Origin of the sequence: Pseudolactococcus plantarum (assembly GCF_002441715.1) — a bacterium.
In the GTDB taxonomy this organism is placed as follows: domain Bacteria; phylum Bacillota; class Bacilli; order Lactobacillales; family Streptococcaceae; genus Pseudolactococcus; species Pseudolactococcus plantarum.
Map to the genome: position 1 here is coordinate 22,058 of NZ_JXJX01000003.1, position 22,444 is coordinate 44,501.

The following is a 22,444-nucleotide window of genomic DNA, read 5'->3' on the forward strand; positions in this document are numbered from 1 at the left end:
AATAGATTCATTTATATCAAGGTTTATGAGTATATATGAGTATCTATGAATACTTGTGTATGCTATAATTTAATCATAACAAAAAAACAGAAAAAAGTGAAAAAATTGAGAGATAATAAAGTGATTATTATTGCTGGACCAACCGCTATTGGTAAGACAGCTCTATCTATAGCATTGGCAGAAAAATATAATGGTGAAATCATTAATGGCGATAGTCAACAAGTTTATCGTGAAGTTCACATCGGAACAGCAAAAGCAACTAAAGCAGAACAAGAAGCAGTTAGGCATCATCTCATTGATATCAGAGGGGTATCAGAGACATTTAGTGCGTTTGATTTTGTAACAGCTGCTAACGAGGCGATTGCAGACATCTTATCAAGAGATAAATTACCAATCATCGTAGGGGGGACAGGACTCTATCTGCAGAGTCTGATAGAAGGCTTTCATCTTGGTGGGTCAAATAACCATGAAGAGATGCAAGCCCTACGCCAAGAACTTGACTTATTAACGGATGAAGCAATATATAGCCAATTAGCAAAAGAGGAGATAGAGGTGGCACAAGTGAATCGTAGACGTGCCATCAGAGCATTAGAATTATCTAGATTTTCAAATCAAGCAGAAAATAAAAAATCTGATTATTCTTTTTTGGTCATTGGCTTGAATACCGAACGTACCCGCCTTTATGAACGTATTAATCAGCGAGTGGATATGATGATGACAGCAGGACTATTATCAGAAGCTAAATTTTTATATGATGCATTTAGTGATGCACAAGTTTCTAGAGCAATCGGATATAAAGAGTTTTTCCCTTATTTTGCTGGTCAAGATACATTAGCAACTGCGGTAGAATTAGTTAAGCGAAATTCTAGACGATATAGTAAGCGACAAATTACGTGGTTCAAAAATCGGATGAATGTTTCATTTATAGATGTATTTTCTGATCATTTTGAAGCGGATGTCACAGGGAAAGTAGAAAGATTTTTAAATGATAAAAACTGAAGAGCTACAAGAGAGAGTTATCCTAGTAGGTGCTGAAACCTACGCTAACCAAGCGACATTTTCAGTCTCTATGTCAGAGTTAGCTAGCTTAGCCAAAACTGCTGGTGCGCTAGTTGTTGACGAGTTTACACAAAAGAAAGAACGCTTAGATGGTAAGTATGTCGTGGGGGTTGGCAAACTCGAGGATATTAAGCTGATGATAGAAAGCGATGATATCGATACAGTCATCTTTAATGACAAGTTGACACCACGTCAAAACGTTAACTTAGAAAGCTTTCTCGGCATTAAAGTCATTGATCGGATGCAGCTGATTTTAGATATTTTTGCACTTCGTGCTAGATCACACGTTGGCATGCTACAAGTAGAGTTGGCTCAGTTAAAGTATCTTCTCCCTCGTTTATCTGGTAGTAAAGGATTAGAGCTCAGCCGACAAGCAGGTGGGATTGGTGCAAGAGGTGCAGGAGAAAGTCAATTAGAAACTGATCGTAGACATATTAGACATCGATTGAGTATCATTGAATCTCAGCTTAAAAAAGCAGAAAAAGTGCAAGAAAATAGCCGCCAAAAACGTCAAGATGCTTCAGTGATAAAAATAGGTTTGATAGGCTATACGAATGCTGGGAAATCATCTATTTTCAATGCCCTAACTCAGAAAATACAATATGAAAAAGATGAGTTGTTTGCAACCCTAGATGCAACTACGAAAGAATTTTCTTTAAAAGATGAATTTATGGTAACGCTAACTGATACAGTAGGCTTTATCCAAGATCTACCAACGGAACTTGTTCAAGCGTTTAAGTCAACTTTATCAGAATCTCAAAATGTAGATTTACTCCTTCATGTGATAGATGCTTCAGATCCAGCACATACGATTCATGAGGATGTTGTTTCAGGTATCATGAAAGAACTGGGGATGTCTGATATACCAGTACTACCAGTTTATAATAAACTAGATTTAGCTGAAAATTTTGCACCGACGGTCTTGCCCAATATTCAAATTTCAATTAAAAATGAAACGGGTGTAGCAGTTTTAAGACAAGCGATTATCGATAAAATTAAGACATTATTTGTCTCGTTTGATATGACTATCCCCTATAGTGAAGCCTATCGGATTCCTATGTTGAAAAAAGTTGCGATCATTGAGTCGATCATCGCCCAAGATGAGGATGAAATATACCAGCTTTCTGGCTATATCTCAGAAAAAGAAAAATGGAGAATTACAAAAAATGAACTATATTGAACTGGCCATAAAATCTGGTGGTTTCATGGAAATGGACAGCGTATTTTTGAAAAATCGTTTAGCGTTATTACCAAGTCATGAAGCAAAATTAGCGTTTATTATGCCACCTGCTAGTGTCGTTAACGCCTATTTTTCAGAAATATATCAAAAACAAGGTGCAGATGCTGCTTGTGATTACTTTTTAACACTTTCTACTCATTTTGATGGGTTTTCGAGTGCACCTAGTTTTGCATTGGAAGGCAGTGAGCAATGCCCAACACTTAGAATTATAAGGTTGAATTTACTGGGCAAGTCGTTTGGATTCGTATTTGAAGATCCTAGCGGTCATGCGCTGGTCTTTAGTGAATTAGCTGATGAGGTGATCACAAATCAAATATTATTTGAGATTGCACAGCTTTTCCCACAATATGTTGTGATAGCTCAAGAAAATAAGATTCAGTTGCGTCAACTCGAGTTTGCTCCATTCACTAATCCAGTAGATATGAGTGCGCTAAGCACGAAAAGTGAAAATGATGCGTATATCCAAATTAAGACATTGAACACTGAGGATGGTCTCGCGCATTATGAAGAATTGAGTCAAGATTGCGTAACATCTGAAAAGATGTTACAATTTAAGGAACGAGAATTCATTTTTTATATAAGAAAGTAGGAAAAACATGGTTGCTATGACAATATTTCTCATTATCATTATTTGCTTGATTTTAGCAAGTCTATCTAGTTTATTCTTTGTTGTCAAACAACAAAGTGTGGCTATTGTAGAGCGTTTTGGTAAATTTCAATCGTTGGCACACTCAGGATTTCATTTCAAATTACCTTTTGGAATTGATCGTATCGCTGCACGTGTACAATTACGTTTACTCCAAAATGATATGAATGTTGAAACAAAAACACAAGATAACGTGTTTGTACAGATGACAGTTGCCACTCAGTATCGAGTGGATGAGCAAAATGTAACAGATGCTTATTATAAACTGATGAATCCAGGAGAGCAAATCAAGTCATATATCGAAGATGCTTTGCGTTCAAGTGTGCCTAAGTTAACATTGGATGAGCTCTTTGAGAAAAAAGATGAAATTGCGCTTGAAGTTCAAAAACAGGTTGCAGAAGAGATGTCAACTTATGGGTATATCATTGTTAAAACATTGATTACAAAAGTTGAACCTGATGCTGAAGTTAAACAATCAATGAATGAGATCAATGCTGCACAAAGAAAACGTGTTGCTGCACAAGAATTAGCAAATGCTGATAAGATCAAAATCGTTACTGCTGCCGAAGCAGATGCAGAAAAAGACAGACTTCATGGTGTCGGGATTGCTGAACAACGTAAAGCAATCGTTGACGGGTTAGCACTTTCAATTAAAGAAATGAAAGAGGCTGGTGTTGATATTTCAGAAGATCAAATTATGTCGATCTTATTAACCAACCAATATCTAGATACCTTGAACCAATTTGCAAATAACGGTAATTCATCTGTCTTCTTGCCAAGTCAACCAGACGGTATAGAGGATATTCGTACACAAATTTTAACAGCACTTAAAGCGAAAGCTTAAGCGTGAAAAATATAAAAAACATTCTGAAGAGATAAAGCATCTCTCAGGATGTTTTTTTGATGTAAGAGATGACCTGAAAACCAGTCATTAGCAACCACGTCATTACGCGTGTATTGAGATATTTTTTTGCCATTTTACTAAAAATCTGTTAAACTAAAGTAGTTGTCTAACAAAAATTCCGTCCTTAGTGTAATGGATATCACGTAAGATTCCGGTTCTTGAGATGGGGGTTCGATTCCCTCAGGACGGATTTTTTTTCTTTTATGCCTCCTCAACTTTGATAGATAGATTGTTGTAATAGGTATCTCTTATCAGGTTAAACATGATTAATGATTGTCAATGTCGCTGACTTTGACAATGACGTTTTTATCATGGGATAGTCAGTATCAAAACAAAGTGGACAGGTTTGGAGTTACAGAAAAACTCCTATTGTGTATTGGTTTAGTAAGCGAAAGGAAATCATGGAAATTCAATTTTTGGGAACTGGTGCTGGACAGCCAGCTAAGCAGCGTAATGTGACGTCAATTGCTTTGAAATTACTTGCTGAACGAAATGAAATTTGGTTATTTGATTGTGGAGAAGCGACACAACATCAAATTTTAGAAACAACGATTAGACCTAGAAAAATTACAAAAATTTTTATCACACACTTGCATGGGGATCATATCTTTGGCTTACCAGGTTTTTTATCTAGCCGTAGTTTTCAAGCCTCTTCCTTAGAAGATCAACAACAAGACTTAGACTTATATGGGCCTGTTGGCATTGAAAAATACGTCATGACTTCTTTAAGATTATCAGGTAGCAAGTTAAGCTATCGGATAAATTTCCATGAGCTTGATGCGAGTCATAGTGGCAAAATCTTTTCAGATGACTCTTTTGAAGTCCATATGTCACCATTAGATCATACAATTTTTTGTATGGGGTATCGTGTGGTTGAAAAAGATAAAAAAGGTGAGTTAGATGCAGAAGCATTAAAAGCTGCTGGTGTCCCATTTGGGCCACTATTTGGTAAAATAAAAAATGGTCAAGATATAGAGCTTGATGGTAAACTTATTAAAGCTGCTGATTTTATTGGGCCAGATAAACAAGGTCGTGTTGTGACGATTTTGGGTGACACAAGACAAACTGATAAGGCAGTTCGTTTGGCAATAGGTAGTGACTTATTAGTACATGAAGCGACTTATCAAGCAAGTGAGGCCAAGATAGCTAGAAATCATGGTCATTCGACAACTAAGCAAGCAGCTGAAGTTGCCAAACAAGCCCAAGTCAAACGGTTGTTGCTAACACATATTTCTGCAAGATATGTTGGACCTTTAGTCAGTCAGTTATTAAAAGAAACTAAGCAGACATTTGATAATAGTTTTGTGGTTAAAGATTTATATGAAGAAATAATATGATGATGAAAAATATGGTGATTACCGGTGCGACAGGGGATATCGCACGTGAAATCATTAATCAAGTAACTGGTTATAATCTGATTTTGCTATCACGTCATACTGAGAGTCTACAAGGGGTATCCGATTACCTGTATCAAGTTGATCTTTCTGATGAAACGTCAATCATGCAGACTTGTCAGGAGATTTCTCAGAAATTTGGCACGATAGATGTTTTAATCAATAATGCTGGGTATGGGATGTTTAACGACTTTTTATCTGAGGGTAACAAAGATATTCGACAGGTATTTGAAGTGAATGTTTTTGCGATGATGACAGTGACTAAAGCCTTCTTACCTGATATGATAGCTAAAAAATCAGGAAAAATCATCAATATCGCATCAATTGCAAGTTATATGGCTACCGCTAAAACAACAAGTTATGCGGCAAGTAAGTTTGCAGTTCGTGGATTTTCAAATGCGTTACGTCAAGAGCTATATACGGCTAATGTTGGCGTATTAGTTGTCAATACTGGTCCAGTCTTGACAAAGTTTCATGCGGACAATCCTGATTATTTAAGTCGCGTTGGTAAACATGCCGTAACAGCTGAATATGTTGCAAAAAAAATTGTTAACAACTTAGAGACGCAAAAAATGGAGTTAAATATCCCTTGGCAATTCAATATCAGTCGATTATTTGCCACAGTGTTTCCAGAGTTAACAGAGAAAATAACACGGAGGTTTTTCAATTTAAAATGATCACACCTACCTATGATTGGCAAGTTAATTTAGATGAGCCGACAACAGAATTTATTAAGTTAGCCAAAAAACAAAAGTTAGATGCACTCTCGGCAAAGCTGCTGTGGCAGCGAGGGATTAGAGAAGCAGACGCGTTAGTTAACTATCTAACACCGACGTTAGATATGTTGCATGATCCATTTTTATTTCATGGGATGCAAAAAGCTGTGAAACGCATTCAAGATGCAGTTGAAAAACAAGAAACGATTTTAATTTATGGTGATTATGACGCAGATGGCATGACCAGTGCCAGTATCATGAAGTCAGCACTTGATGAAATTGGTGCCGAAAGTTTAGTTTATCTGCCCAACCGTTTTACTGATGGCTATGGGCCTAATCTGGACGTTTATAAATACTTTATTGATAATGAAGGTGTCTCACTCATCATTACGGTTGATAATGGTGTATCAGGACATGCTGCAATTGCCCATGCTCAAGAAAATGGATGCGATGTGATTGTGACGGATCACCATTCACTACCGCAAACCCTGCCAGATGCCTATGTGATTATTCATCCAGAACATCCGGATGGCGCCTATCCTTTCAAAGCATTAGCTGGTTGTGGTGTTGCTTTTAAAGTTGTGTGTGCGCTTTTAGAGTATATTCCGTCTGAGATGTTAGATTTGGTAGCGATTGGGACGATAGCAGATATGATGTCGCTCACTGATGAAAATCGTACGCTAGTTAAGTTTGGTATAGAGATGCTTAAACATACCGAGCGTGTAGGTCTAGAAGCGTTAATCAATATCGCAGATCTTGATAAACAGACCATAACAGAGGAGACGATTGGTTTCCAAATCGCACCTAGATTAAATGCTTTGGGACGGTTAGATGATCCAAATCCTGCAATTGAATTGTTAACAGGATGGGATGAGGACGAGACGCGACAGATTGCTGAGATGATCGACGCTAAAAACCAAGAAAGAAAAGCCTTGGTAGCAGAGATGCTTTTAGCATCAGAAAAGCAACTAGATGATAGCCCAGTTCAGTTTATCTATCAAACCGGTTGGCATCCAGGTATACTCGGAATTGTTGCAGGGCAACTTGTTCAAAAAACGGGTAAACCGATAGTGATGCTATCAGAAGAAGATGGTGTGTTAAAGGGTTCTGCACGATCTATACCCGCTTTTAATATGTTTGAGGCTTTATCTCCTCATCGTGATTTATTTATCTCGTTTGGTGGACATGCACAAGCTGCTGGTATGACGTTTAAGTTAGCACAATTACCTGAAATTAAGTCTGTGATTACTGAATATATCCGTGATAATCAGATAGATATGTCTCAAAAAACACCACTCTTAATCGATGATGTCATTAACTTAGATGACGTGAGCTTGGATACAATCAAGTCTCTTGCTAAGCTAGCACCATTTGGCCAAGATAATGCTAAACCTGTTTTTGAGGTTAAGGATTATCAAGTGCTACAAAGTCGTTCTATGGGCCAGGATAATAGTCATCTGAAGCTGAAACTGCAACAAGATAAAACGAGTTTAGAAGCAATTTATTTTGGTCATGGTCGTGATGCCTTGGATTTTGAACAAGTTGCACCAGATTTGGCAGTAACGTTATCGGTTAATATGTGGAATGGCAATACATCTGTTCAATTAATGATTGTGGATGCTAAAGTGTGTGGCAGTCAGTTGATTGATTTAAGAAATAAGCAAAAGCAAACAACTATTCCGAGCGATGCCTGTATCTTTACGAATCAAGTATCAAGTGAGGAGACGACGAGCGATAGCTTGGTGGTTGAAGAAACGCCAACAGATATTGCTGCACTAGAGCGATTGAAGGTGTTAGTTACCACGCATGACTTTAACGCAATTTACTTTAAAAATCAGATTCAAGCTGACTATTATTTGACAGGTGGTGGCACGCGTGAGCAATTTGCCAAATTCTATAGAACGATTTATCAATATCCCGAATTTGAGGTGAGATATAAGTTAGGTAGTTTATCAGAATTTTTACATATACCTGAAATTTTATTAGTTAAAATGATTCAGATTTTTCAAGAGTTAGGCTTCATTACACTTGCCGATGGGGTGATGAGCGTTGATAAAACAGCAGTTAAGCGTGATATTGCTGAGAGCAAAATTTATCAAGAATTGCAAGAACTCGTTACCCTACAGTCGTTTTTTGCCTTATCACCAGTAGGTGATATTTATAAAAAATTGAAAGAGAATTAACATGGATTTAAAAAAATATATTGCAACAATTCCAGATTACCCAGAAAAAGGTGTGATGTTTAGAGATATCTCTCCTTTAATGGCAGATGGTAATGCGTATAGTTATGCGATTCGCGAAATTGTCCAGTATGCGATTGATAAAAAGATTGATGTGATTGTTGGCCCTGAAGCTAGAGGATTTATTGTTGGGTGTCCAGTTGCATTTGACTTAGGTATCGGGTTTGCACCTGTTAGAAAACCAGGTAAACTACCGCGTGAAGTGATTGAGGCTCAGTATGAAAAAGAGTATGGTTTTGATACCTTAACTATGCATGCTGATGCGATCAAACCAGGGCAACGTGTCTTGATCGTTGATGATTTATTAGCGACAGGTGGAACAGTGAAAGCGACGATTGAGTTAATTGAAAAACTTGGTGGTATTGTTGCCGGATGTGCATTTTTAATCGAACTAGATGACTTAAAAGGTCGTGAAAAAATTGGTGATTATGCATATAAAGTATTAATGCATTACTAAAATACATAAGCTTATGGTAAAATAAGAATAGTAAACGTGATAGGCCATCTATAAACGCCGTTTTTAGATAAGATCCTATACTTTGTTTGATGGAGATAAGATATTGAAAATTAAAGCATTTGCAAAGCAAGATTTGTCAGAACTTTCTATGATTGAAGTGGCACATGCCATGTTGGAAGAAAAAGGCAAGGAGATGGAATTTAATGTCCTTGTAAATGATATACAAGATTACCTTGGTAAATCTGATAGCGAGATTCGTGATCGGTTGTCGCGTTTTTATACAGAATTGAATACAGATGGTAGCTTTATTCCACTCGGTAATAACGTATGGGCTTTACGTTCATGGTATGCTATCGATGAGATTGATGAAGAAGTTGTTGCGCTTGATGAGTTAGACGATGACGGTGAGAGACCAGTCAAAAAACGTAAAAAAGTCAATGCTTTTGCAGCCGATGGTGTAGACATCGATTATAGTGATGATGATCCTGAAGATGACGATGCTTTAGATGATGAAGATGTGACTTATGATGATGAAAATCCAGATGATGAAAAGGATGAAGCAGAAGCATTTGACGCAGAGTTAGAAGAAGTTGATCTTGATGTTGAGACAGTTGATGGTCTTGAAGATGAAGACGATGATGAAGATGACGAAGAAGACTAAGTGTTTATAAAAAAGATGGAGAAATCCATGTTTTTTTATTAAATTCTTGATTTTCAAGGATTTTCGTGTATAATCAAATTGATAACTCTTGATCATGACAAAGCTCTGTTTTGTCATGATCATAAGAAAGTGGAAGAAAATTGATTTGAAAGATAAAGATACGCAAAATTTTGAGCGTGAGAGTTTTAAAGATAAGATTCTACGCGAATTAGAAGCGAGCAAACAAGTTTCAGACGAGGAAGTTGATGAGTTTGATCAGGTAAGTGACAACTTACGAGCTACAGATAACACACTTGACGAAAACAATATAGCCGATATTACGTTAAATGAATCTGATTTGATTCACAATAAAAGTCAATCTGCTTCTGATATCGATAAACTTTCAGAAGATGTTGTTGTTGAGGAACAAAAACCTAGGCTAGAGAAGAAGGCGGAAATGTCCAGAAAACCTAGAGAATCTCAGGAGAACCTAAAACGTTCTGCGAAAAAAGCCTCTAAACGTTTAGCTGGAAAAATTATTGCTGTTGTTGCACTTATTTTATTTGTAGTAGGCGGCGCAACTGCTTATTTTGGCTATCGTTATCTGAAGAGTGAGCTTCAACCATATAGTACAACTGATAAGACTATCAAGGCTATTGCTATTCCTAAAGGTGCTTCAAGCAAGGAAATTGGTGATGTGCTCCAAAAAAATAAAATTATTAAAAATGCGACTGCCTTTAAATATTATACAAAGTTAAAAAGTTTATATGGCTTTAAGTCGGGGTATTATAATTTATCTCCTAATATGACGTTGACAGATATTGCGAAAACGTTACAAAAAGGTGGAACTGAAAAACCTGTTGCACCTGTTTTAGGGAAGATAACGATTCCTGAAGGATTTACAATTGATCAGATGTCAACTAAAGTGTCAGAAAATGCTGAATCTAAATCAGAAAAAACACCATTTTCTAAATCAGATTTTCTAAAAGTGATAACAGATCAGAATTTCATTAATAAAATGAAAACAACTTATCCGGATCTTTTTGCTTCACTACCAGATCCATCATCAGGCGTTAAATATCAACTAGAGGGATATCTTTTCCCTGCAACTTATGAATATACCAAGAATTCAACAATGCAATCAGTTGTTGAAGAAATGATTGCGGCAATGAATCAAAATATGGCACCATATTTTGAAGAAATTAAAGCAAAAAATATGACAGTTAACGAAATTTTAGCAATTGCTGCTTTAACTGAAAAAGAAGCAAATAATGATGCTGATCGTAGAAATGTCGCACAAGTCTTTTATAATCGTATTAATGGCGATATGACTTTAGGTTCAAACATTTCAATTTTGTATGCTGAAGGTAAGTTAGGAGAAAAAACGTCTCTAGCAGATGATGCGGCTGTTAATACCAAGCTAGATTCACCATTCAACTTATATTTGAATTTAGGTTATGGACCTGGACCAGTAACAAATCCAAGCCTATCAGCTATTAAAGCAGCAGTCGAGCCTACAGCTAATAGTTATCTCTATTTTGTTGCTGATGTTACAACTGGTAAAGTTTATTTTTCAGAGACACAAGATGAACATGATGCCAATGTACAAAAATACGTTAATGATAAATTAACTAAAAATTCTAGCTCAAACTAAGTCTGTCAAAAAATAATAAATGGCTGACAGTAATTAACATATACTTGCCCAAGAAAGGAAGCAGTCTTACAAACTATATCGGATTAAACTATGTTGCAGTGATATAAAGGTAACAGTGATAACGAAATGTGATTATACGTAGACTCAATATTAATTATGGTAGAAACAAAAACATATCAAATGACCCGTGAGGGATTTGAAGAATTAGAAGCAGAACTAGATCATCTAAAACTTGTGAAACGTGCAGAAATTGTTGAACGTATCAAAGTGGCTAGATCTTATGGTGACTTATCAGAGAATTCTGAGTATGAAGCAGCTAAAGATGAACAGGCCTTTGTTGAAGGGCGTATCGCAACAGTTGAAACGATGATTAGAAATGCCGAAATCGTTGACAATGCAGGTGTGAAACGCAATGAGGTTGCTTTAGGTAAGACAGTCACTTTTGTCGAACTTGGTGAGAAAGACGAAGAAACATATAAAATCGTCGGTTCTGCAGAAGCTGACCCATTTAATGGTAAGATTTCAAATGAGTCACCTATTGCTGCAGCATTAATCGGTAAGAAAACAGGGGATGAAGTTGTGATTCCATTACCTGTTGGTGAAATAAAAGTGGAAATTGTTAAAGTCTCTACAAAATAATGCTGGAAAAGCACCATCATAAACAAAAGATTGTTTAATGTTGATGTGACCCACGAAATAAAAAAACTTTCAAATGTAAAAATTTGGAAGTTTTTTTTATTGTTAAGTTAAGATGTGTCAGTCAGGTATTGTGATGACGATGAGAGATGTTTAACCCTAGCCAACAAGTACTAATATTAGCAAAAAAAGCTGTAAAATGATACAATGGTCGAATAAGGTCAAAGTTATTTTGGCACATGATAATGGACAAAAGATTGTCTAGTTTTATCTAACCTAAGTCATAACAGACTGACTAATAACAGAAAATGACTCAACTGTAACGATCAAATGATAGTTGCAGTCAAGAAATAGATTGATGATATAGCTTGATGAGGAGGGGTTTATGAGAAATACATCAGATATGATTGAGAAGTATCTAAAAGAGCTACTGACTCAAGCTGCTGAAATTGAAATTAGACGATCAGAGTTAGCAGCAAATTTTGGTGTCGTTCCAAGTCAGATTAATTATGTGATCAAAACACGATTCACATTACCAAAAGGATTTGAAGTAGAAAGTAAACGTGGTGGCGGTGGCTACATTAGGATCGTTAGAATACAATACTCGGATGAGCATGAATTTTTAATGGATTTATTGAATAAAATACCCGAGAAGTTGACGATTACGCTGTTAAGAGATTTATTACAGCTACTCTTTAATGAAAACATTTTAGCTGAACGTGAAGGTAACTTATTTTTAGCAACTTTAAGTAGTCCTGTATTGACAGACTTACAGCGTGCGATTTTATTGACAACCTTAGTTCAGGGACTAGACAAGTGTTCAAACGACTAGCCCACCTCTCAGTCATACCAAACTAGCCGATTGGTTAAGTAAGCACAGTTAACCTATTGATCAAAAACGTAGAATATATAAAAGGAACAATTCATAAATGACATCAAATTATACACTGATACTGAATGAAATATTAAAAACAGCACGGATATATGCAGCTGGAAATGGTGCAGACTATGCGGAAACGCAACATATTTTAGCTGGTATGTTATCTATTAGTGATAGCTTTAGCCAAAATATTTTGACGGATCATGATGTGACACTAGATATGGTATTGGATGAGATCGAGCAGCCTGAATTACCAGAAAAAGCAAAAGAAATAACAGCTATCGCTTTTTCACCAAAAGTTAGTCGATTGCTTGATGAATCAGAGTTATTAGCACAGCAAAATAAGCTATCAGAGACTGGATCAGAACATTTGCTATATTGTATCTTAGTGGATGATGATAATGTTGCCAAGAAAATTTTAGAACTTAACAAAATTAAAATTACCGAAATCATCAAAGACTTGGTTGAATTAGGAAATATGTCTGTTAAGAAAATCAGCAGAAAAGCAGTCACGCCTATGGGCAAACGTGATGCAGCTTCGGGTGTATCGCCAAATAGTATCACACCAACTTTGGATTCAGTTGCACGTGATGTGACAGAAGATGCCAGGCAAGGTCGCATTGATCCGATGATTGGTAGAGAAAAGGAAATTGAGCGTGTCATCCATATTTTAAGCCGTCGGACAAAAAACAACCCTGTACTTGTTGGTGAGCCTGGCGTCGGTAAGTCAGCAATCATTGAAGGACTTGCGCAGCGGATGATAGATGGGAATATCCCGGTTAACATGCAAGGCTATAGATTGATGTCCCTCAATATTGCTAATGTGGTTGCAGGAACCAAATTCCGTGGTGAATTTGAAGATCGCATGACAGCCATTGTCGAAGAAGTTAGCCAAGATGCAAATACAATTGTTTTCGTAGATGAATTGCATACGATCGTTGGTGCTGGTGGCGGGACAGACTCTGTAACAGATGCGTCAAATATTATGAAGCCTGCATTAGCGCGTGGTGAGTTCAAGTTAATTGGTGCAACAACGTTTAATGAATATCAAAAATATATTGAAAAAGATGCTGCATTAGAACGTCGTTTTGCAAAAGTGATTGTTGATGAGCCATCATCAGATGAAACGATAGAGATACTTAAAGGATTAAAAGGTAAATTTGAAGCCTTTCATCATGTTAATTTTGATGAAGCAGCCATTAAAGCAGCAGTTGAGTTAAGTGTACGGTATATGCCAAGTAGACGCTTACCAGATAAAGCAATCGATTTACTGGATGAAGCAGCAGCAGCTGTTAAGATTTCAGCTAAAAGTAACTTAGCCCAACAAAGCGAGATAGATAAAAAGATACTCTCACTAGAAGAAAGTTTACAAGAGGCTGTTTTAAGTCAAGCTTTTGATGAAGCAAAAACGTTAAATCAAGACCTGCTCGCCTATGAAGCAAAACGTGAAAAAGTAACAAGCGATACCTATGTTGCATCAGTAAAAGAAAATGATATCTTTTCAGTTGTGTCACTTTTAACAGGTGTCCCAATTACACAGATGACTAAAAACGAGATGAAACGCTTAGTTAATCTAGAGAAACTGCTACATCAACGTGTCATTGGACAAAGTGAAGCAGTTGCCGCAGTAGCAAAAGCGATTCGTAGAAATCGTTCAGGTATTTCTGATGGCAAACGCCCAATAGGATCCTTTATGTTTTTAGGACCAACTGGTGTCGGAAAAACGGAACTAGCAAAAGCCTTAGCTGAAACTGTCTTTGGTGATGAAAACAGTATGATTCGCATTGATATGAGCGAATACATGGAGAAGTTCAATACTAGTCGCTTGATTGGTGCCCCTCCGGGATATGTCGGTTATGAAGAAGGTGGACAACTCACTGAACAAGTTCGTAATAAGCCATATTCTGTCGTATTGCTTGATGAGGCCGAAAAAGCACATCCAGATGTCTTTAATTTACTCTTACAAATTCTAGATGATGGGTTTGTAACAGACGGTAAGGGTAGAAAAGTCGATTTTAGAAATACAATCATCATCATGACTAGTAATTTAGGTGCAACAGCAATTCGCGATGATAAAACGGTTGGCTTTGGTGTATCTAGTAAATCTGTAGATTACATTGCCATGAAATCTAGAATATTGGAAGAATTAAAAAAACAATACAGACCTGAGTTTCTAAACAGAATCGATGAGAGTATCGTCTTCCACTCATTAACTGAGAAGGAATTATCTGATATCGTCAAAATTATGGCACAGCCGTTGATTAAGCGTCTTGCTCAAAGAACTATTACTTTGAAAATCTCAGCAAGTGCGTATCAATTAATCGCTAAAAATGGATTTGATCCTGAGTATGGTGCTAGACCAATTCGTAAAGCGATCGAAAAACAAGTTGAGGATCAACTAGCCGACAAACTGTTAACTGGGGAGATAACAGCGGGTAGTCAAGTCACTGTTGGTGCTCGAAACAACGAGATAACTTTCAAAGTGATTTAATCAGGAAAAAGGTTATAAATATTTGTGAAATGACTGATTTCACGGTATAATGAACTTATAAAAGATGAAGAGGTGACTATCATGATTAAATTTAACATTCGCGGTGAAAACATCGAAGTGACAGACAGCATCCGTAATTACGTTGAAGAAAAAATCAGTAAACTTGAAAAATATTTCACTGAGAATCAAGAGTTGACAGCCCATGTCAATCTTAAAGTTTATGCTGAAAAGACATCAAAAGTAGAAGTCACTATCCCTGCTAAAAATATCACACTACGTGCAGAAGATACGTCACAAGAACTTTACGGCTCTATTGACCTAGTTCAAGAAAAATTAGAACGTCAAATTAGAAAATATAAAACTAAGGTTCAAAAGAAACGTAATCACGTTGCAACTGGTAAAGCATTTGAAACTTTTGTTCAACTTGCACCAGAAGATGAGATTGATGAACAAAATATCGATATCGTACGCACTAAGATTATTGATTTGAAACCAATGGATGCTGAAGAAGCAGTTTTACAAATGGATTTAGTTGACCATGACTTCTTTATCTTCAACGACGCTGAAACAAATGCAACTAGCATTGTGTATCGTCGTGAAGATGGTAATATTGGGTTGATCGAAACAAAATAATAGTTAGGTTACTAAAGTAAATACTGTTAGGTAAGCATGCTCATAAAAACAGTCAGTTACGCTTGTTAAGCGTGTCAACTGACTGTTTTTTGTTGGTCTATAGGTATCCGAAAAAGAGGGTATTTATATAAATTGAAAATTTTCTGTAAAAAAACGCAAGGCGTCTATATTTTTCTTGAAATATCAGTAAAATAGTGGTAACATAAGGATGTAATTAAAAAAATACCATCGGGTGTTTAAAATTAAAGGAGACAAAAATGTCAATTATTACTGATGTTTACGCTCGCGAAGTCCTTGACTCACGCGGTAACCCAACTATCGAAGTAGAAGTCTACACTGAATCAGGTGCATTTGGTCGTGGTATGGTACCTTCAGGTGCTTCTACTGGTGAGCACGAAGCTGTTGAGCTTCGTGATGGCGACAAATCTCGCTACCTTGGTAAAGGCGTACAAAAAGCTGTTGACAACGTAAACAACGTTATCGCTGAAGCTGTCATTGGTTACGATGTTCGCGACCAACAAGCTATCGACCGCGCTATGATCGCTTTGGACGGAACACCAACTAAAGGTAAACTTGGTGCTAACGCAATTCTTGGTGTATCTATCGCTGTTGCTCGTGCTGCTGCTGATTTCCTTGAAGTACCACTTTACCACTACCTTGGTGGTTTCAATACTAAAGTATTGCCAACACCAATGATGAACATCATCAATGGTGGTTCACACGCTGACAACTCTATTGACTTCCAAGAATTCATGATCATGCCAGTTGGTGCACCTACTTTCAAAGAAGCACTTCGTTATGGTGCAGAAGTATTCCACGCTTTAGCTTCAATTCTTAAAGCAAAAGGTTACTCTACTGCAGTTGGTGATGAAGGTGGATTTGCTCCTAACCTTAAATCAAACGATGAAGGTTTCGAAGTAATCATCGAAGCAATCGAAAAAGCTGGTTATGTGCCAGGTAAAGATATCGTTTTAGCTATGGATGCTGCATCTTCTGAATTCTATAACTCAGAAAAAGGCGTTTACGAATTTGGTAAATTAGCTAACAAACCAGAAGAAGAGTGGGAACTTAAAACTGAGAAAGATATGATTGCATACTACGAATCACTCGTAGCTAAATTCCCAATCATCTCTATCGAAGATGGTCTTGACGAAAACGACTGGGAAGGTTGGAAAGAATTTACTAAAGCTCTTGGTAAGAAAATCCAATTGGTTGGTGATGACTTCTTCGTTACTAACACTGACTACCTTAAACGTGGTATCGCCGAAGGCGCTTCAAACTCTATCCTTATCAAAGTTAACCAAATCGGTACTTTGACTGAAACTTTTGAAGCTATCGAAATGGCTAAAGAAGCTGGTTTCACAGCAGTTGTTTCTCACCGTTCAGGTGAAACTGAAGATTCTACAATCGCAGATATCGCAGTTGCAACTAACGCTGGTCAAATCAAAACTGGTTCATTATCACGTACTGACCGTATTGCTAAATACAACCAATTACTTCGCATCGAAGATCAACTTGGTGAAGTTGCAGTATACAAAGGTCTTGATTCATTCTACAACATCAAAGACAAATCAAACTTCTAATTCTTTTAGAATTTTGTTTAAAAACACCGACCACTCATTGATCGGTGTTTTTTTATTTAAACTTTAAAAAAGAGTCTAGCTAATCATTAGCTAGACTTTTTGTGATCGATAGTTCTTTTTATCCCTCAATATAAGTCTTTAATTCATTGCCAGTCAGACCACTATTAAGAGCGATGAGTAATTTTAGCCGGGCTTTTTGACTATTAAGTTCTTTGACAAACATGACACCTGAGACAGCTAAGTCAACGCCGCCTCCTGCATACCCATAAACAGCTTCGGCGATACCATTAAAACATCTTGAAACAAGGACAACTGGTATCCCTATAGCAGTGAGTTCTTTTATGTGGGTAAGTGAATCAGGTGGCAAGTTACCAGCACCTAGTGCCTCAATGACAATCCCGTCAATAGTTTCCGGATTGATCAGCTTTAATAATTCTTCACCCATCCCTGCATAGGCTTTGATAATCGGGATTGTACCAGATACACAAGTTAACTCAAACCTAACCCGTTCTTCGGGTATTTGAAAATATAAAATATCCTGTTTGGTTAAAAGTCCTAATGGACCATGTGTGGGTGTTTGAAACGTTGAGACATTTTTTGTATGTGTTTTTGTGACGTATTTTGCCGCATGAATTTCATCATTCATGACAACGACAACACCTTTGCCGATACTTTTATCATTTGCTACGACTCTTAATGCACTCGAAAAATTATATAAACCGTCACTACCAATCTCATTTGAGCTGCGCATAGCACCTGTTAAAGCGATAGGTTTATCTTTAGGTAATTGCATCGTATCTAAAAAATAAGCTGTTTCTTCTAGTGTGTCTGTACCATGTGTAATAACAGCGCCATCATAGTCAGGCAATCTTAGTTTAAGTTCTTGATAGAGTGTTAGCATATGATGTGGTGTTATGTGTGGGCTAGGAAGATTAAATAAGTCTACACTAGTCACTTGCATATGAGTATCAGTCGTGAATTGTATATCATGCATGGGATTATGTGTGTCAGGGATGATTTGCCCATTTGCTTCATGCATGCTGATTGTGCCACCGGTATGAATGACTAATATATGTTTCATGTTTGTCTCCTTTTATCTAGTATAACAAATCAATCATGAATTTGTAGCTGAGATAAACGATAGCTTAATTATGATCAGATACGTTGTAAAGTTAGCCCAAACTGATAAGTTATTGCCTAGAGGTTGGATATATTTGCTATAATAATAAGTATGATTACAAATTATAATTTAGGAGACAACAAACTGGTTGCTGTAGACACTGATGGTGTGTTTACTATAGTGAATAAACCTAGTCGAGAAGAAATAGGTCAACTTTCGGCTGCCTATGATTTTCCCTTTGATTATATTGGTGGGATTCTAGATGATGATGAGAATGCACGATTTGAAATTGATCAAAATCATAATATGCTACTACTCTTACAATATCCAGCTACAGAAACAGATACGACGGAAGTTTATCCATTTTCCTTGATTGTGAATGCAAAAAAAAATAGTGTGATTTTGGCATTAAACCATCATTGTGACTTAAGCAAGATGTTAGACAGGCATTATGATCAAGCAGGATTTCAGCATGAGATTATTTTTCAAGTCATGAGCACCTTAGGAAAATTATTTCATGATTATTTATCGGCGTATAAAGGTAAAATGAAGCACTTGGAATCAGCGTTAAAGCAATCCCAAGAGAATAAACAAATTATAGAAATTATTCATTCTCAAAAAAGTTTGATTTATTTTGAAGCAGCACTAAAAGAAAATATTAAAGTTTATCAAAAATTGAGAACTTATTTAAGCAGCAATGATGAGAATGGCTTTTCAGATCGCATATTTGATATCTATGTTGAAGCGAGTCAGGCATTAACAACGACGGAAATTCAATTAAAATTGCTAGAGAATTTACGTGATTTGTTTTCAAATATAGTCTCCAATAACCTCAACATTATCATGAAAATCATGACAAGTGCAACATTTATTATGACAATTCCGGCAATTATTGCTGGTTTATATGGGATGAATGTCAAGTTGCCATTTCAAAATAATGAACATGCGTTTTGGCTGATTATGATCAGTGCAACGCTGATTTCATGGATCGTATTTCGCATTATGATAAGAAAACGTATGTTTTAGGTTTATTGTGAACTAATACACATAGCCTAAAAAGTAGTACAGAAAGACTCTAATAGACTTCTGTTACATAAAAGAAAGTCAGAAAACATTAATTTATACCTTGTGTAACCGCTTTCTGTGTGATAAAATTAACATGTAAAGTAAAACAGGTGGCCGATAGGTTCACCTCTCTAGTTGAAGTCAGGAGATGACATAACATGAAAACTGAAGTATGCGAAAACATTTTTGAAGAAGCTTGGGCAGGTTTTGAAGGAACCGATTGGAAAGAAAAAGCGAGTGTGTCTCGTTTCGTAAAAGCAAATCATAAAAACTATGATGGTGATGAGTCGTTTCTTGCTGGACCGACAGCACGTTCGTTAAAGATCAAAGAAATTGTTGAATCAACAAAAGATCATTATGAAGCAACTGAATTCCCTATGGATTCAGATCGTGCAGCATCTATTGCGGACATCCCCGCAGGTTATATCGACAAAGAAAATGAATTGATTTATGGGCTACAAAACTCTGAACTTTTCCGTTTGTCGTTTATGCCTCGTGGTGGTATTCGTATGGCTGAAACTGCTTTGAAAGAGCATGGTTATACACCAGATCCAACGATGCATGAAATTTATACAAAACATGTGACAACAGTTAATGATGGTATTTTCAGAGCTTACACTTCTAATATCCGTAAAGCGCGTCATGCACATACTGTAACTGGATTACCAGATGCTTATTCACGCGGTCGAATCATCGGTGTTTATACACGACTTGCACTTTATGGTGCTGATTTCTTGATGAAAGAAAAAGCAGCAGATTGGAATGCAATTGAAGAAATTAATGAAGAAAATATCCGCTTGCGTGAAGAAATTAATTTGCAATATCAAGCCATTGATCAAGTTGCTAAACTAGGTGATTTATATGGGTTGGATGTTCGTAGACCAGCGACAAACGTGAAAGAAGCCATCCAATGGACTAACATTGCGTTCATGGCAGCTTGTCGTGTGATTAATGGTGCTGCAACATCACTTGGTCGTGTACCGATCGTACTTGATATTTTTGCAGAACGTGATTTAGCGCGTGGTACGTTTACAGAATCAGAAATTCAAGAATTCGTTGATGACTTTGTCTTGAAATTACGTACAGTTAAATTTGCAAGAACAAAAGAATATGATGCCCTTTATTCAGGAGATCCTACCTTCATTACAACATCGATGGCTGGTGTAGGTAATGATGGGCAACATCGTGTCACTAAGATGGATTATCGTTTCTTGAATACATTAGATAATATCGGTAATTCACCAGAACCAAACTTGACAGTCCTTTGGGCTAAAGAATTACCTTATGCTTTCAAACGCTATTGTATGAGTATGAGTCATAAACATTCATCTATTCAGTATGAAGGTGTGAAAACAATGGCAGAAGATGGCTATGGCGAAATGTCATGTATCTCTTGTTGTGTCTCTCCACTTGATCCTGAAAATGAAGATGGCCGTCATAACATCCAATACTTCGGTGCACGTGTGAATGTCTTAAAAGCACTCTTAACAGGGATTAATGGTGGTTATGATGATGTGCATCGTGATTATAAAGTATTTGATAATGAAGCGATTACGTCTGATGTCTTGAACTATAATGAAGTTGTAGCTAATTTTGAAAAATCATTAGATTGGTTGACTGACACATATGTTGATGCTTTAAATATTATCCATTATATGACGGATAAATATAATTATGAAGCAGTCCAAATGGCTTTCTTGCCATCAAGACAACGTGCTAACATGGGATTTGGTATTTGTGGATTCGCGAATACAGTTGATACATTGTCAGCTATCAAATATGCAACAGTTAAACCAATTCGTGATGAAAATGGGTATATTTATGACTATGAAACAATTGGTGACTACCCACGTTACGGTGAAGATGATGATCGTGCAGATGATATTGCAAAATGGTTGATGGAACAGTATCATACTCGCCTATCAAGCCATAAACTTTATAAAGATGCAGAAGCAACTGTTTCATTGTTGACGATTACCTCTAACGTTGCTTATTCAAAACAAACAGGGAACTCACCAGTTCACCGTGGTGTTTTCTTAAATGAAGATGGCACTGCCAATCTCAGTGAAGTTGAATTCTTCTCACCAGGAGCTAACCCATCAAATAAGGCCAAAGGTGGTTGGTTACAAAACTTAAGAACACTTGAAAAACTTGACTTTAAATATGGTAACGATGGTATTTCCTTAACAACTCAAGTTTCGCCAAAAGCACTTGGTAAAACTCGAGATGAACAAGTAGAAAATCTAGTTGATGTATTAGATGGCTATTTTGAAGATGGCGGACAACATGTTAACTTGAACGTAATGGACTTGGCTGATGTTAAAGACAAGATTCTGAATGGCGAAGATGTCATCGTTCGAATCTCAGGGTATTGTGTTAATACCAAGTATTTAACACCAGAACAAAAACAAGAACTAACACATCGCGTTTTCCATGAAATCCTTTCTATGGATGTTTAAGTAGCAGTTGACTAACTTACATTAGTATATGACTGAACCTAAAAAGCTTATCTTTTGATAAGCTTTTTAGGTATGTAAAATCATAAATGGAATTGATGACAAGATGTTTGAAATCAAAAAAAACTTATCATGATAAGTTTTTTCTTTTTAAGTGCGTAAAATTGGATATGAAATTTCTAACATTTTTGGTTCATCAATGATTGAAATATTTTTAACATCAATGATTGACTCATCAAGCCGTTTTTTTAAGAAAAAGTTTTGAATACGTTCGCGTTCATCAAGTCTAATCGCACGATGTTTGTTAGTAACTAAAAGTTCATAGTGGGTTGCAGCCGTTGTAAAAATGGCGGTTGTATTACCAGCTGAATAAACCTCGACCGTTAAAGCATCGGTATTTCTGAGTTGCTCATCAACGAGGTGTCGAAAATTGTTAGTGACATTAATTATCTTCATAGGTTTCCTCCATTTATCTTTACTTCTATTATAGCACTTATTGTTCTAAAATAAAGGTTTGAAAAAATAATATGAACTTAAAATGAGTATTTGGTAAATATGTGCGTACATTTCAAGTAAACTAAGATGGTAGGTAGTCACGTATTAGATACCGGTTTATAGGTAATGATCGAA

19 protein-coding genes and 1 tRNA gene are annotated in these 22,444 nt (G+C 36.5%); 18 read left to right on the forward strand and 2 right to left on the reverse strand.

Going from position 1 to position 22,444, the window contains the following annotated elements; all coding sequences use genetic code 11:
• Positions 1 to 105: 105 nt before the first annotated feature.
• The 16 genes from miaA (at position 106) to eno (ending at position 17,173) form a co-directional block, all read left to right on the forward strand.
• A complete protein-coding gene (miaA, locus tag RU87_RS02190) occupies positions 106 to 999 on the forward strand; it encodes a tRNA (adenosine(37)-N6)-dimethylallyltransferase MiaA (protein ID WP_068160613.1) in 894 nt (297 codons plus the stop codon).
• Positions 986 to 2,239, forward strand: coding sequence for a GTPase HflX (hflX, locus tag RU87_RS02195; RefSeq protein ID WP_068160520.1), 1,254 nt, complete (start codon positions 986 to 988; stop codon positions 2,237 to 2,239). Before miaA ends, hflX begins: the two co-directional genes overlap by 14 nt.
• The gene (locus tag RU87_RS02200) at positions 2,226 to 2,888 is read left to right on the forward strand and encodes a hypothetical protein (protein WP_068160516.1); all 663 of its coding nucleotides are present in this window, start codon (positions 2,226 to 2,228) and stop codon (positions 2,886 to 2,888) included. Before hflX ends, RU87_RS02200 begins: the two co-directional genes overlap by 14 nt.
• Positions 2,889 to 2,895: 7 nt before the next feature.
• Positions 2,896 to 3,789, forward strand: a complete 894-nt coding sequence (locus RU87_RS02205; RefSeq protein ID WP_068160513.1) for an SPFH domain-containing protein — start codon at positions 2,896 to 2,898, stop codon at positions 3,787 to 3,789.
• 178 nt (positions 3,790 to 3,967) lie between these two features.
• Positions 3,968 to 4,039: transfer RNA gene (locus RU87_RS02210), tRNA-Arg, on the forward strand.
• Between the two features lie 211 nt (positions 4,040 to 4,250).
• Positions 4,251 to 5,186, forward strand: a complete 936-nt coding sequence (gene rnz / locus RU87_RS02215) for a ribonuclease Z (protein ID WP_068160511.1) — start codon at positions 4,251 to 4,253, stop codon at positions 5,184 to 5,186.
• Entirely contained in the window at positions 5,183 to 5,920 is a 738-nt protein-coding gene (locus tag RU87_RS02220; protein WP_068160508.1) for an SDR family NAD(P)-dependent oxidoreductase, read from the forward strand. The genes rnz and RU87_RS02220 overlap by 4 nt, the downstream gene beginning before the upstream one ends.
• Positions 5,917 to 8,142 (forward strand): single-stranded-DNA-specific exonuclease RecJ, encoded by a 2,226-nt coding sequence (gene recJ / locus RU87_RS02225; protein WP_068160506.1) that lies wholly within the window; start codon positions 5,917 to 5,919, stop codon positions 8,140 to 8,142. Before RU87_RS02220 ends, recJ begins: the two co-directional genes overlap by 4 nt.
• Before the next feature lies 1 nt (position 8,143).
• On the forward strand, positions 8,144 to 8,656 hold the full coding sequence (locus tag RU87_RS02230; RefSeq protein ID WP_068160503.1) for an adenine phosphoribosyltransferase: 513 nt from the start codon (positions 8,144 to 8,146) through the stop codon (positions 8,654 to 8,656).
• Positions 8,657 to 8,759: 103 nt separating this feature from the next.
• A complete protein-coding gene (gene rpoE / locus RU87_RS02235) occupies positions 8,760 to 9,317 on the forward strand; it encodes a DNA-directed RNA polymerase subunit delta (RefSeq protein ID WP_068160501.1) in 558 nt (185 codons plus the stop codon).
• 145 nt (positions 9,318 to 9,462) lie between these two features.
• Entirely contained in the window at positions 9,463 to 10,950 is a 1,488-nt protein-coding gene (gene mltG, locus RU87_RS02240) for an endolytic transglycosylase MltG (RefSeq protein ID WP_068160609.1), read from the forward strand.
• A gap of 156 nt (positions 10,951 to 11,106) precedes the next feature.
• Positions 11,107 to 11,589, forward strand: coding sequence for a transcription elongation factor GreA (greA, locus tag RU87_RS02245; protein WP_068160497.1), 483 nt, complete (start codon positions 11,107 to 11,109; stop codon positions 11,587 to 11,589).
• 382 nt (positions 11,590 to 11,971) lie between these two features.
• Positions 11,972 to 12,418: a CtsR family transcriptional regulator gene (locus RU87_RS02250; RefSeq protein ID WP_068160494.1), complete on the forward strand. Its 447-nt coding sequence runs from the start codon at positions 11,972 to 11,974 to the stop codon at positions 12,416 to 12,418.
• 97 nt (positions 12,419 to 12,515) lie between these two features.
• Entirely contained in the window at positions 12,516 to 14,957 is a 2,442-nt protein-coding gene (locus tag RU87_RS02255; RefSeq protein ID WP_068160487.1) for an ATP-dependent Clp protease ATP-binding subunit, read from the forward strand.
• Positions 14,958 to 15,038: 81 nt separating this feature from the next.
• The gene (gene hpf, locus RU87_RS02260) at positions 15,039 to 15,590 is read left to right on the forward strand and encodes a ribosome hibernation-promoting factor, HPF/YfiA family (RefSeq protein WP_068160483.1); all 552 of its coding nucleotides are present in this window, start codon (positions 15,039 to 15,041) and stop codon (positions 15,588 to 15,590) included.
• A gap of 257 nt (positions 15,591 to 15,847) precedes the next feature.
• Complete coding sequence (eno, locus tag RU87_RS02265) at positions 15,848 to 17,173, forward strand: phosphopyruvate hydratase (RefSeq protein WP_068160481.1); 1,326 nt, start codon at positions 15,848 to 15,850, stop codon at positions 17,171 to 17,173.
• Positions 17,174 to 17,291: 118 nt separating this feature from the next.
• Here eno and RU87_RS02270 read toward each other — a convergent pair whose 3' ends face one another.
• Positions 17,292 to 18,254: an asparaginase gene (locus RU87_RS02270; RefSeq protein ID WP_068160476.1), complete on the reverse strand. Its 963-nt coding sequence runs from the start codon at positions 18,252 to 18,254 to the stop codon at positions 17,292 to 17,294.
• A 150-nt stretch (positions 18,255 to 18,404) separates the two neighbouring features.
• On the opposite strand from RU87_RS02270, the gene RU87_RS02275 reads away from it, so the two are divergent.
• Together RU87_RS02275 and pflB are read left to right on the forward strand one after the other, a co-directional pair.
• Positions 18,405 to 19,319 (forward strand): magnesium transporter CorA family protein, encoded by a 915-nt coding sequence (locus RU87_RS02275; protein WP_068160473.1) that lies wholly within the window; start codon positions 18,405 to 18,407, stop codon positions 19,317 to 19,319.
• Between the two features lie 197 nt (positions 19,320 to 19,516).
• Positions 19,517 to 21,817, forward strand: a complete 2,301-nt coding sequence (gene pflB, locus RU87_RS02280; protein ID WP_068160470.1) for a formate C-acetyltransferase — start codon at positions 19,517 to 19,519, stop codon at positions 21,815 to 21,817.
• 147 nt (positions 21,818 to 21,964) lie between these two features.
• Here the strand turns inward: pflB and RU87_RS02285 are convergent, their stop codons facing one another.
• On the reverse strand, positions 21,965 to 22,270 hold the full coding sequence (locus tag RU87_RS02285) for a DUF1827 family protein (protein ID WP_068160467.1): 306 nt from the start codon (positions 22,268 to 22,270) through the stop codon (positions 21,965 to 21,967).
• Positions 22,271 to 22,444: the final 174 nt, after the last annotated feature.